Annotated in this window: 10 protein-coding genes; all 10 read right to left on the minus strand. The window is 56.1% G+C overall.

What is annotated here, in order from left to right; genetic code table 11:
- Positions 1 to 94: 94 nt before the first annotated feature.
- The 10 genes from GCWU000341_RS10270 to GCWU000341_RS10315 all read right to left on the minus strand — a co-directional run bounded on the left by GCWU000341_RS10270 (position 95) and on the right by GCWU000341_RS10315 (position 12,975).
- Positions 95 to 2,158 carry a VanW family protein gene (locus GCWU000341_RS10270; protein WP_081443193.1) on the minus strand — a complete coding sequence of 688 codons (2,064 nt, stop codon included), beginning with the start codon at positions 2,156 to 2,158 and terminating at the stop codon, positions 95 to 97.
- 141 nt (positions 2,159 to 2,299) lie between these two features.
- Positions 2,300 to 4,720, minus strand: a complete 2,421-nt coding sequence (leuS, locus tag GCWU000341_RS10275; RefSeq protein WP_009215932.1) for a leucine--tRNA ligase — start codon at positions 4,718 to 4,720, stop codon at positions 2,300 to 2,302.
- An 85-nt stretch (positions 4,721 to 4,805) separates the two neighbouring features.
- Positions 4,806 to 6,704, minus strand: a complete 1,899-nt coding sequence (uvrC, locus tag GCWU000341_RS10280; RefSeq protein ID WP_009215933.1) for an excinuclease ABC subunit UvrC — start codon at positions 6,702 to 6,704, stop codon at positions 4,806 to 4,808.
- 84 nt (positions 6,705 to 6,788) lie between these two features.
- A complete protein-coding gene (locus GCWU000341_RS10285; RefSeq protein WP_242651673.1) occupies positions 6,789 to 8,153 on the minus strand; it encodes a putative glycoside hydrolase in 1,365 nt (454 codons plus the stop codon).
- 250 nt (positions 8,154 to 8,403) lie between these two features.
- Positions 8,404 to 9,624 (minus strand): FprA family A-type flavoprotein, encoded by a 1,221-nt coding sequence (locus tag GCWU000341_RS10290; protein WP_040654192.1) that lies wholly within the window; start codon positions 9,622 to 9,624, stop codon positions 8,404 to 8,406.
- Between the two features lie 6 nt (positions 9,625 to 9,630).
- Complete coding sequence (rd, locus tag GCWU000341_RS10295; protein ID WP_009215936.1) at positions 9,631 to 9,795, minus strand: rubredoxin; 165 nt, start codon at positions 9,793 to 9,795, stop codon at positions 9,631 to 9,633.
- A 251-nt stretch (positions 9,796 to 10,046) separates the two neighbouring features.
- On the minus strand, positions 10,047 to 10,229 hold the full coding sequence (gene rpmF, locus GCWU000341_RS10300; protein ID WP_009215937.1) for a 50S ribosomal protein L32: 183 nt from the start codon (positions 10,227 to 10,229) through the stop codon (positions 10,047 to 10,049).
- 147 nt (positions 10,230 to 10,376) lie between these two features.
- Positions 10,377 to 11,573 (minus strand): acetate/propionate family kinase, encoded by a 1,197-nt coding sequence (locus GCWU000341_RS10305; RefSeq protein WP_009215938.1) that lies wholly within the window; start codon positions 11,571 to 11,573, stop codon positions 10,377 to 10,379.
- 30 nt (positions 11,574 to 11,603) lie between these two features.
- The gene (gene pta / locus GCWU000341_RS10310) at positions 11,604 to 12,608 is read right to left on the minus strand and encodes a phosphate acetyltransferase (protein WP_036600188.1); all 1,005 of its coding nucleotides are present in this window, start codon (positions 12,606 to 12,608) and stop codon (positions 11,604 to 11,606) included.
- A 34-nt stretch (positions 12,609 to 12,642) separates the two neighbouring features.
- On the minus strand, positions 12,643 to 12,975 hold the full coding sequence (locus GCWU000341_RS10315) for a cyclic-di-AMP receptor (RefSeq protein ID WP_009215940.1): 333 nt from the start codon (positions 12,973 to 12,975) through the stop codon (positions 12,643 to 12,645).
- Positions 12,976 to 13,084: the final 109 nt, after the last annotated feature.

A 13,084-nucleotide genomic window follows, 5' to 3' on the forward strand; every position in this document is an offset into this window, starting at 1 on the left:
AAGAAATTCAAAGGCGTATCCGATTTTATACAAAAATCCACCCTCCGCCAAAGGGCGGGGAGTGGATCTTCTTTTACGGGAAAGAGGCGGCTTCTCAGGCCGGCGGGCCGTCACTTATGATGCTGTCCGAGCTGGACGATCCCACTGTGGGGCCGTCGTTCGAAATGATATCCGAGCCGGGACCGACCGTCCCCTTGTTGTCGGATTTCGTCTCCGCCTTGCTCTCGGACTTTGTCTCCTTTCCCTCCTTGCTCTCTTTGCTCTCCTTCTCGCCCTGCTGGGTCTGCTTCTTGCTCTCCTTATCATCCTGCTGGCTTGTCTTCTCGGAAGCGGAGCTCTCGGAGCTGCTCGGACTCTCTGACGCGCCCTGGCTCCCGGAGGAGGCCTTCGCGGCACTGCCCGCGTACTGCTTGGGCGGATGCCCCTTATAGGTGACGGAGTGATCCTTCACCTTCTCCGTCTTTCCATCCTTTGTGATGATTTTATAGGCCTGCCATTCGGAGCCGGCGGTTCCCTTGCTCTCCGAGCCCTGATCCGGCGTGATGATCTGGGGGTTCGGGACCGGGAGATCCTTCAGCTTCTCCGAGGTAAGCTCCCAGCTGACGCCGTCCGGGAGGACGGGAATGCCGTAGACCTGCACCGTAACCTTCTGATCGGAATACGAGGCACGGATCCCTATCGCGTGCCTTGAGCCATTCACAAAGCGGTAGTCCGGTCCCGGCCAGGAAACCGTCGCATCCATTCCGGGGGTGACATAGTTCGGGGCAAAGGTGTGTGATCTCCGATAGGTGGTAGTGAGTCCGGAGCGAAAGACCGCATTATAGAGCGTCGTGGAAACCTGACAGATGCCTCCTCCGACCTCCTCCACGACCTCTCCCGCATTGTAGGCGGGAGCGCCGCCGTAGCCCTTCTCCTCGGTCCTCTGCCCGACCGTTCCGTTGAAGGAAAACTCCTGCCCGGGCTTTACGATCGTTCCGTTCACCGTCTGCGCCGCAAGCTTGATATTCTTATTCCGGACCGCGTTTGCAGTGGTCTTTGTGGTATAGCTCCCGATGATCTTATACTTATCCTTGATGGAGGAGAGCGATGCCGGAACCGTCTCCCCGTCCGCGTCGACCGCCTCGGAAAAAGCCTTCCGTTCGATGGCATCCATAAGCTTCGCTGCGGTGCTCTGTGCATTCACGGAATAGCCGTCCACCGTGCCGCCAAAGACAAATTCTCCGCTGTTTGCATCATAGGAGACGATATCTCCGTTCTCCGGCGCCATATTCCATACGAGCGCGAGCTGATTCATATAGTCCGTGATCCGGGCGCTGAAATCCGGAAGCTGGAGAACGTAGTCCGCACTCGGAGCGCTGCTCGACTCGGAGCTCTCCTCCGTGCTGCCCTTCTTCTTTTTCTTCGCCTTCTTTGTCTCCTCCGTGCTGCTCTCCGAAGAGCTCTCCTCGTTTTTCTTCGTATAATCCTCGAAAATCTGAGCGACAAAGCTAGAGATATTCTCCTCGATGAGATCCGGAACCAGGAACTGTGTCTTGTCCGGCTGGATCGTGATGCCGGAGAGAGAATCCTTGACCTTCACGACCTCCTCCGTACCCTCATTATCCGCGCCGGTCTCTCCGGCGGAGGCCGCTGTCGTGGTCTCCGACGGCAGGGCGGGCATGGTGAAGGATTTCAAATTCGGATTGGAATTCTTTACGACGAGCCCCCAGCTGTAGGATTTCTTCAGGGTATCCTCCACCTGCTCCTTCGTCATCCCCTTCATGTTGAGAAGCTCCGCATTGGGAGAGAAGGCGCTGTAGTCCAGGTAGAGGTCCTCGTGGATGATATTCGGGTCAAAGGCGGTCGTCTCCGCCGTCGTACTCTCCCTCTTCCCCGCGTGAGAGAAAAGTCCCCGGAAGAGAACGCCCGCGACGCAGAAGACGAGGATCGCGGCGAGGGCTCCCAGAATCATCGGGCCCTTTCCTCCCCCCTCGGATCCCCTCCTTGCGGACAGCTTCCTCCTCTGCGCGGAATCGTAGGTCTTGGTATGCCTTCTCGTCCCTCCGCTGCTCTCTGAGTATGATGATGCCGGGGAATATCCGGATCCCGTTCTCCCTCTCGAGCTTCCCCTCGCCCTGGAGCTTCCCCTTCCGCTTCTGTCTCTGTCCAAACCGCTCATTCTGGCATCCCCTGTCCTGCTCTGTAAGCTCTATAAAATAGAAAGCACTGTATCCCGCAGTGCCTTCTATCTTAACATATCTTATGAAATTTGCTATCGTTATTTTAATTAAATCTTTATAACCCAAGGTAAGAAAAGATTTCAGTTTTGCACAACTAAATTGAGGATCTTGCCCGGGACATAAATTTCCTTTCGGACGGTGCCGCGGAGCCTGTCGCCGAGCGCCTCCTTTCCGAGGGAGATGATCGCCTCCCGGGTCTCATCGGCCGGGACGTGGATCACGAGCTTCGTCTTCCCGTTGATCTGGACCGGAATCTCCAGCTCCTCCGATTTCATGGCCTCCTCATCAAAGGCGGGCCAGCCCGCGGAAAAGACCGTGCCCTCTCCTCCGAGATCATGCCAGCACTCCTCCGCGATATGCGGGGCAAAGGGGGCGAGGAGAACGGAAAAAATGCGGAGCGTCTCCCGGTCGATGCCGCCCTCCCTCTTCGCAAGCTCGATGAGCGAGTTGTTGTGCTCCATAAAGCCGGAGACCACGGTATTCAGAGAGAAATTCTCAAATCTTTGCTCAATATCATGGACCAGCTGGTGTCGGATGCGAAGCATCTCCCTCGTGGGAGAGAGCTCACCCTCCCTGGACTCCTGGACCAGATTATAAAAGCGGTTCAGGAAGCGGTAGACACCGTCGATCCCCCTCTCATCCCACTCCGCATCCAGCTCCGGCGGCCCCACAAAGAGCTCATAGAGCCGAAGCGCATCACAGCCGTAATCCCTGACCAGAGCATCGGGGGAGACGACATTCCCCTTCGACTTCGACATCTTGATTCCGTTCTTTCCGGTGATCATCCCCTGATTGAAGAGCTTCCGGAAGGGTTCATCGAAGCCGATCACGCCGATATCATAGAGGAACTTCGTCCAAAAGCGCGAATAGAGAAGATGCAGAACAGCGTGCTCTACACCGCCGATATACATGTCCACCGGAAGGTAATGGTCCGCCTTTTCCCGGCTCACAAGCTCCTTGTCATTGTGGACATCCACGTAGCGGAGGAAATACCAGGAGGAGCCCGCCCACTGCGGCATCGTATTCGTCTCTCTCTTCGCCGGGCCGCCGCAGACGGGACAGCGGCAGTTCACCCAATCCTCGATCGCGGCGAGCGGGGATTCCCCGGTTCCGGTCGGCTCATAATTTTCCACCTTCGGGAGCTCGAGCGGAAGCTCGGACAGCGGTACGGCGACATTGCCGCATTTTTCACAGTGCACGATCGGAATCGGCTCTCCCCAGTACCTCTGGCGGGAGAAAACCCAGTCGCGGAGCTTGTAGCTCACGGTCTTTTTTCCAAAGCCGAGCTTCTCGATGATATCCGCTGCCTCCTCCTTGAGCCGGGCGGACTCCATGCCGTTCCAATCTCCGGAATGGATCATCGTGCCGGACGCCTCGGTATAGGCCTCCTCCATATCCGGCGTCTCCTTCCCGTCCTTTGCGATGACCTGGACGATCGGGAGACCGAATTTCTTCGCAAAGGCGAAGTCTCTCGCGTCGTGGGCGGGGACACACATGATCGCGCCGGTCCCATGATCTGCGAGCACGTAGTCGGAGATCCAGATCGGAGTCCTCTCTCCATTCATGGGATTTAACGCATAGGAGCCAGTGAACTCTCCGGTCTTGTCCTTGTCGTTGACAGACATCCTCTCGACATTGGATTTGTTCGCCGCGCACTCGATATAGCGCTCCACGGCCTCTCTTCTGTCCTCCTTCGTGAGCGTCTTTACCAGCGGATGCTCCGGAGCGAGAACCAGGAAGGTCGCGCCGTAGAGCGTGTCCGGGCGAGTGGTGAAGACCTTGATCTTCTCCGATCTCCCCTCCGCCGGGAAGTCCACCTCGGCGCCATAGGATCTCCCGATCCACTCGGCCTGCATCTTCTTCACCTTCTCCGGCCAGTCCAGCTTGTCGAGATCCTCCAGAAGGCGGTCTGCATACTTTGTGATGCGAAGCATCCACTGCCGGAGATTCTTCTTCGTCACCGGTGTCCCGCATCTCTCGCACTTTCCGTCCACGACCTCTTCATTCGCAAGACCGGTCTTGCAGCTTGGGCACCAGTTGATCGGAAACTCCTTTTCATAGGCGAGACCGTGCTCAAACATCTTTACGAAGATCCACTGCGTCCACTTATAGAATTTCGGATCCGTGGTGCTGAGCTCCATGTCCCAGTCATAGAGCGCATTGATCTGCTTCAGCTGCCGCTTGATATTCTCGATATTTTTCTTCGTCGTGATCGCGGGATGGATGCCCATTTTGATCGCATAGTTTTCCGCGGGGAGTCCGAAGGCGTCCCAGCCCATCGGATGGATGACATACTTCCCCCGGATCAGCTGATACCTCGCCCAGGCATCGGAAATCACATAGCCCCTCCAGTGCCCCACATGGAGCCCGGAGCCGGAGGGATAGGGGAACATATCCAGACAGTAATACTTCTCCTTCCCTGTGTCCTTCGGATTGACGGGATGCTCCTCCCAGAACTTCTGCCACTTTTTTTCAATCGCTTCATGCTGATATTTGACCATTCTACACCTCGGCTTTTCTGTATGGCGGATGGAGCCGCCGCGCGGCATCTCATGTCCGTTTAGTATAATTCTTTTCTGCGCTTCGTCAAGCGGTGCTTTCTCCCCGAAAGAAGCGGTAGACGCGTTCTGCCGCGTGGATATCCATGGAGGGGCAGGCCGCAAGACTTTTTATGTCCGCGGTCTTGATGTGGTCGATGTCCTTAAATTCTTTCATCAGTGCCTTTTTCCGCACTGCTCCGATTCCGGGGATCTCATCCAGGAGGGAGCGGATCTGTGTTTTTTCCCGGAGGGAGCGGTGATATTCGATCGCGAAGCGGTGCACCTCGTCCTGGATCCTTGTGAGAAGGCGAAATACGTCCCCGCTCTCCGGAAGCGGAAGCTCTCTGCCCTGGTAGAGGAGCGCTCTCGTCCTGTGGTGCTCATCCTTCACCATTCCGCAGACTGTGATGCTGCTGATTCCGAGCTCCGAGAGCACCTCCTCGCAGACCGATACCTGCCCCTTTCCGCCGTCCATCAGAATCAGCTCGGGGAAGACGGAGAAGGAGCCGAGCGCATTATTTCTGCCCCGCTCGGCATTTTGCTCCATTTCGCGAAGTCCATGGGAGAAACGGCGCGTGAGCATCTCCCGCATGGAGGCATAGTCATCCGGCCCCTGCACGGAGCGGATCCGGAACTTCCGGTAATCGTTCGGCTTTGCCTTCCCGTCGATATAGACCACCATGGAGCCCACATTGAGGGCCCCGGAGGTATTCGAAATATCGTAGGATTCGATCCTCCGGGGCGGCTTCTCCATCTCGAGGAGCTTCTGGAGCGTGAGCACGGCCCGCCCCAGCTTCTTCTCCTCCTCCCGATACTTCTCCCGGTAGCGATTCATGAGGATGCCCGCGTTCATCACGGCGAGCTCCACAAGCTTCTCCTTCCCGCCGATCAGGGGCGTCCTGATATTGACCTTCCTCCCCTTCATTCCGGAGAGCCAGGCGGAGAGGAGCTCTGCCTCCGGGAGCTCTGTCTGTACGAAAATCTCTCTGGGAATAAAGGGTGTCCCGTTATAATACTGCTTCAGAAAGCCGGACAGAAGCTCCGCGTCGCTCTCCTCCGGATCGATGTCAATAAACTGGTGATCCCTTCCTATGATTTTTCCGTCCCGGACAAAGAAGATCTGGATCACGCAGTCGGAGCCTTCCCTCCGCATGCCGATGATGTCTCTGTCCTCCCCGTCGTATGCGGTGATCTTCTGGCGGCTCTGAACGGCCTCAATGGAGCGGATCAGATCCCGAAGCTCCATCGCGGTCTCGAAATCGAGATTGTCCGAGGCCCGGCTCATCCTGCGGGAGAGTTCCTTTACGATATCCTCGTACTTCCCGTTCATGAAGTCCAGTGCCCGGGAAACCTGGGCGAGATAGTCCTCCCTGCTCTGCCTTCCGATGCAGGGGCCGTCGCACTGATGCAGGTCATAATAGAGGCAGGGCCTCGGAAGACGCTTATCCTCCGTGAAGACCTTATTGCAGTTTCGGATGCGAAAGCTCTTCCGGAGAAGCTCGATCACCTCATTGACCTGCTCCATGGAGGCATAGGGGCCGAAGTAGCGGCTCCGGTCGTTCTTTCTCCTCCGCACCGCCCGCACCCTCGGAAAGAGCTCCCCCAGGCTGAAGGCGATATAGGGATAGTTTTTGTCATCCTTCAAAAGCGTATTGTAGCGCGGCTTGTACTCCTTGATGAGATTGGATTCCAGGATCAGAGCCTCGAGCTCCGAGTCCACGACAATGTACTCAAAGCGCTCCACAAGACTCACCATCTGCTGAATCTTCACGGATTTCCGATAGGACTTCTGAAAGTATTGTTTGACGCGGTTTTTCAGGACCTTCGCCTTCCCGACATAGATGATCTCGTCCTTCGGTCCATGCATCAAATAAACTCCCGGCAGAGCCGGGAGTTTTTTAAGTTCCTCCGGGATATTAAAATCAGTTTTCTTTTCCGCCGGCATCCCTTCCCTCCCACTGTCCGAAAGCCCGCCTGCATTCTCAGCTCCTCTTCCAAAGGAAAAGGAAAGAAAAGATCCGACGCTCTCCTATGGGGACGAGGAGGATTCCTTTCCGGAGCTCCCCGAGGGCAGGAGAGCGGCATCCCTGCTCTCCTGCTCCGCCTTCTGAGAGGCTTCGACGCTCTCCTCCTCTCTCTTCCCCTCCTCCTTGGATCGAAAGGCATTCCAGTCATAATTGTTCGCCGCGTTCCAGATCAGCCATTCCTCATAGCCGCTGTCATAGACCGCCTGAATCTGCTGGCGGATCTGCTGCGGGCCGTAGTTGATGTAATGCTGCAAATAGGAGGCCGTGAAGCCCTGGAGCCAGGGGCGGATCGAGGCCTGGTACTGGCCCTGGCTGTAGTCGAGCTGCAGGTCCTTCCGCGACGCCGCGAGCGCTCCCCGGATCGTCTTATAGGGCTCCATATCCGGGTAGGCTATCCCGAAATTGCCGTTTCCGTAGTGAGAGGGATAGATCATCGGAGACATGTAGTCGACCCCGGTGGCCATCAGGGAATAATCCTGTCCCACCGAAATCGTGTCGACATAGGAGCCGATAATCGTCCCGAAGACATCCGCGGACATGAAGACATTCTTTTTCGCCATGCGGTCCGAGATGAACTGGACAAATTCCATTATGATCTGCGTCTTGTCGAGGCCCTGCGTATCCTCTTCGGAGTAGACGACCTCGTTCATGCCCTTCTCCGTGCAGAAGCGGACGTAATCGAACTGAATCTCGTCGAAGCCGCTGTCTGCGCAGGCATCCGCGATCTGGGCGATATACTCCCAGTACTCCCTCTTATAGGGATTGACCCAGCTCATCCCGGAATTATCCCGGAAGACGGATCCGTCCGCCTTTTGGTTCATCCACTCCGGCTTCACCCCTCCGAGATAGGGATCCCGGAAGGTCACAAGTCTCGCAATCGCATAGATTCCGTGCTCGTGGAGCTTGGAAAGAAGCCCGGGCAGGTCGGAAATCGTATTGACCGTCGCCCCCAGCTCCTTCGCAAGAGGAGCATCCAGCTGAGCGGCGATCCGCCCGTGATCATTTTTAATGTCGATGACCACCGCGTTCAGCTCGGTCTGATCCATGTGGGAAATGATCTCGTCCATCCGTCCGGAGCCCGCCGTATTGTCTGTCAGGTAAATCCCCTTGACCAGGACCCTCTTCTTGCTGACCTTCTTCTTTTTCCAGATCAGCGCCTCCTGTGCGGCAGCTTCCGATTCCGCCCTCCTGGATTCCTCGATGGACTGCTGGCTCACGGACTCCGCATAGAGGGATTCCGCGGCAAGCTCGGACTCATACTCCTTCAGCTCGGCTGATTTATTGACATTGTAGACGAGCGGCCCCTGCCCCCGGCAGGCGAAAAGTACAAGACAGGAAATCAGAAGGAGCATAAGAAGTCGTTTCATCTTTGCTCTCCAGAGGAAAAGCGGCGCGCTTCTCACTGCGCTGACCCGCTGCCCCATAAAAATGGAAACTCAGGCTAGAATTCCGATAATCGACAGCTGTATTATACCACTTTCCGCCTGATAAGCAATCTTTTATGGGACAAGCCCCCATTTCCATCGAAAAAAGGGACCCATGCGGAAATCCCCTGCTCTGCACCCAGGAAGGCATAACCGCATCGGTCCCCTCGCCGCTTCGCTTTATTCGCGGCTCTCAGTCTTTTTTCTCTTCCTTCAAGGAAGAAGCGATGGCATCTGCGAGCTTCTCCATCGCCTCCTCGGAAAAGGCGGCGGAACGAATCGTGAGAAGATCTCCCACATATTCGATCCCCTTCATGCTGTCAAAATATTCCTTCATGAGCCTTCCGCTCTGCGGGGCCCAGGAGCCGTTCTCGATGAGAGAGACCTTCTTATTCTGGACAGAAAGAGCCTTCATATCCAGAAGGAGATCCTCCATCTTCGGGAAAAGGCCATTGTTGTAGGTCGTCCCGGCAAATACCAGATTTGTAACACGGAAGCACTCCGAAATGCAGAAGGACTGCTCCGTCTTTGAGACATCAAAGGCGCGGATATTCCGGATCCCCCGTTCTCCGAGCCGCATGCACAGGCTGTTGACCGCGGAATCCGTATTTCCATAGACCGAGTTATAGAAGAATGTGACGCCTCTCTCCTCTGCCTCATAGCGGGACCAGCTGTCATAGAGACCCAGAATGAAGCTAAGATCCTCCTCCTTCCTCCAGACCGGCCCGTGCAGAGGACAGAGCATACGGATCGAAAGCTTCGCGGCCTTCTTCATCGCGTTCTGTGTCTGCGCGCCGTACTTTCCGACGATATTCGTATAATATCTTCTCGCGTCATCCACAAAGTCCTTTGCGCGGCAGTCGAGTTCATCCGCGAAGAGGTTCCCGTTGTTGCAGCCGAAGACGCCGAAGGCATCCGCGGTGAAGAGGATCTTCTCCGTCTCGTCATATGTGAACATGACCTCCGGCCAGTGCACCATCGGAGCGAAATAGAAGCTGAGCTTATGTTTTCCGAGGGAGAGCTCGTCCCCCTCCTTCACCAAGAGCCTTCTCTCCTCCGGAAGAGCATAGAAAAACTGCTCTATCATCTGGAAGGTCTTTGCATTGGATACGACGAGTGCGGAGGGATACCTCCGGAGCACCTCATCGATCAGGGCGCAGTGGTCCGGCTCCATATGGTTGACGATGAGATAGTCGAGCTTCCTCCCGGAGAGGGCGTATTCCACATTTTCAAAGTACTGGCGCCCGACGGTCTGATCGCAGCTGTCGAGAAGCGCAGTCTTCTCATCCAGGATGAGATAGGAATTGTAGCTTATGCCGCGGTCCAGGGGAAAGAGGTTCTCGAAGAGATGAAGCCTCCTGTCCTCCACGCCGACATAGACGATGTCATCTGTTACATTTCTGGTCGAATGCATTTTGAATCACCCCTCAGACGGTTCAAACTGATCCTTACCCACGCCGCAGAGCGGACAGACGAAGTCCTCGGGGACGTCCTCCCATGATGTTCCCGCGGCGACGCCGGAATCCGGCTCTCCCTTTTCAGGATCATAGATATAACCGCAGACTGTACATACATACTTTGTCATGACATACTCCTTTCTATTGATAGACTCATCGGCCTCTCAGCCGAACCGGAATCATGATACCATCATACGCAGTACGCGTCCAGTGCGTTTCCCCCCGCTTCCTTGTTTTTATCCAAAAACAGCAGATTGCCGAAGATCCCGCGCAAAATCTCCTGCGGATCTTGTGTAAAGGAGCTCTTCCGGCAATATACGGAAACGGCGATGAAAAAGAGCCCCGGATCTCCGGGGCTCTGAGAAATTCCAGGGTAGGATCAATCCTCCACCTTTATGATCTCACGCTTATTGTAAGAACCGCAGGCCTTGCAGACTCTGTGAGGCATATGCAGAGCGCCGCACTTTGAGCACTTCACAAGATTCACCGCGCCCATCTTCCAGTTCGCTCTTCTGGAATCTCTGCGAGCCTTGGACGATTTATTCTTGGGACAAATCGACATTGATTCACACCTCCTTCGTCTTAGTCTTTGGACGGTTCGAACTGTCCTATGCAATGATCCCGCAGGATCCGCGCATAGGTTACACTTTACACTATGGAGGGGAAAAATGCAAGCGAAAAATCATCCCATGCTTCCACTCCTCCCGGCTTATCCCAGGACAAGGCGCTTGGTATCCCTCGCGATCGCAAGCTCCTCGTTGGTCGGGATCAGGAAGATCTTCACCCTGGAATCGTCGGAGGAAATCAGCCTTTCCTCTCCCCTGACATTATTTCTCTCATCGTCGATCTTTGCTCCCAGATAGCCCAGGTACTCCTCGACGATGCGCTTTCTCGCGTTCTTGTCGTTCTCCCCGACACCGGCCGTAAAGGAGATCGCATCCACGCCGTTCATCGCCGCCGCATATGCGCCGATATACTTCGCCACGCGATAGCGGAAGGCCTCGAGCGCGACCTTCGCCATATGATTTCCCTCTGCCGCCGCCTTCTCGACATCCCGGAAATCCGAGGAGACCCCGCTCATCCCGAGGATGCCGGACTTTTTGTTCAGGATGTTCAGCACCTCGTCCGCGGTCTTATGCTCGTGGTTTGCGATAAACTGAATGACAGCGCCGTCGACATCTCCGGATCGGGTCCCCATAATGAGACCCTCAAGCGGGGTAAGGCCCATAGAGGTGTCGATCGCCTTCCCGCCGATGGAGGCGGAGATGCTGGCCCCATTTCCGAGGTGGCATACGATCACCCTGGCCTTCTCCGGGTCCAGCTTTCCGAAGCGGATGGTCTCTCCGGAGACATAGGCGTGGCTCGTACCGTGAAAGCCGTAGCGGCGGATGCCGTACTTCTCGTAGTATTCCGTCGGAATCGCGTAGTAATACGCCTTCTCCGGGAGGCTCATGCCGAAGGTCGTGTCAAAGACGGCGATGTTCTTCTTCCCCGGAACGACCTTTTCACAGGCCTCGATCCCCATGAGATTCGCCGGATTGTGAAGCGGCCCCAGGTCGAAGCACTCGCGGATCACCTTCTTCACCTCGGGTGTCACGACGCAGGACTGCGTGAACTTATTCGCCCCGTGCAGAACCCTGTGCCCGATTGCGTCGATCTCGTCGACGGAGCCGACGACACCATGCTCCCCGGTCAGCTCATTAAATACCAGCTTCACGGCGACGGAGTGATCCGGCATCGGGGTTTCGATCACGACATCCTCCCGATCCGGGACCTTGTGCGTAAGCTTCGAGCCCTCGATGCCGATTCGCTCACAGAGTCCCTTTGCCGTCACAGTCTCCCGTTCCATATCGATAAGCTGATACTTGAGGGAAGAAGAGCCACAGTTAATTACCAGAATTTTCATTACGTTTCTCCTAAAAAAGATATCGTTTCCTTAATCAAAGAGCTGACACTGTACCGAGGTGATTGCGACGACGCCGACGATGTCATCCGCGCTGCAGCCGCGGGAGAGATCGTTCACCGGTCTTGCGATCCCCTGCGTCATGGGGCCGTAGGCCTCCGCCTTTCCGAGCCTCTGGACGAGCTTATAGCCGATATTTCCGGCGTCAAGATTCGGGAAGATGAGGGTGTTTGCGTGCCCTGCGACCTCGGAGGACGGAGCCTTCAGGGCGGCGACAGCGGGGACCAGCGCGGCATCCAGCTGCAGCTCCCCGTCCAGGGCGAGCTCCGGCCTCTCCTCCTTTGCGATCCGAACCGCTTCCTGAACCTTCGTGACATCATCGTGCTTCGCGGAGCCCTTGGTCGAGTAGGAGAGCATCGCGACCTTCGGCTCCTTTCCGATCAGGAAGCGGAAGGAATCCGCGGAGGCCTCCGCGATCGCCGCGAGCTCCTCCGATGTCGGATTCTGGTTGAGCCCGCAGTCGGAAAAGACAAAGCTGCCGTTCTCCCCGTAGGGACAGTCCGGAACATTCATGACAAAGAAGGCGGACACCAGCTTTGTCCCGGGCTTTGTCTTCAGAATCTGAAGCGCGGGACGGAGTGTGTCGGCCGTGGAATGGCAGGCCCCGGAGACCAGGCCGTCCGCATCTCCCATCTTCACCATCATCATGCCGAAGTAGGTATTCGATTCTGTGAGAAGCTTCCTCGCCTCCTCCTCACTCATCCCCTTCTTCTTCCGAAGCTCCGTCAGCGTTTCGACATAGCTCTCCAGCTTTTCGCTCTTTTTGGGGTCCACGATCCGCGCCCCCTCGAGCTTGTCTCCCAGAGCCGCCGCGTCCGCACGGATCTTCTCCTCATTTCCGAGAAGAATGAGCTTTGCGAAACCCTCCCTAAGGATCCTGTCCGCCGCATCCAGAGTCCTCCGGTCCTCGGACTCCGGGAGGACAATCGTCTTCAAGCTGCCCCTCGCCTTTTCCTTCACATCATCAATAAAAGCCATCCCCATTCTCCTTTCCTAAAAGCAGAACACCCTCTTAATACTTCTCAAAGCGGTCCAGCGGGAGGACCATGATCGTCGCGCCGCCGATCTCCACGTTCATCGGCATCGTCGTGTAGCTGACCATGGAGCTCCCCGAAATATAGGGCATATTGACGGTGATATTCTGTCTCTTCCCGCACTGCTTTTTGATGATCTCTATGCAGGAATCCACCCGCTCATCCTCGAGGGCGATCATGAGCGTCGTATTCCCCTTCCGGAGAAAGCCTCCCGTCGTGGAGAGTCTGGTCACGGAGAAATGCTCCTTCATGAGCGCACCGGTCACATCATCCTCATTGTCATTTCGGACAATCGCATAGATCAGTTTCATTTCGATAGTCCCCCTTTCCGCAGTCCGGCCTCCCCGGCGCGGCAAAGTCCCGGTTTTTCGCCGGGCGCGGTTTTAAAAAATAAAAAATAAGTTTGCGGGGCCCCTCCCC

Source organism: Oribacterium sp. oral taxon 078 str. F0262 (genome assembly GCF_000160135.1).
GTDB lineage: Bacteria > Bacillota > Clostridia > Lachnospirales > Lachnospiraceae > Oribacterium.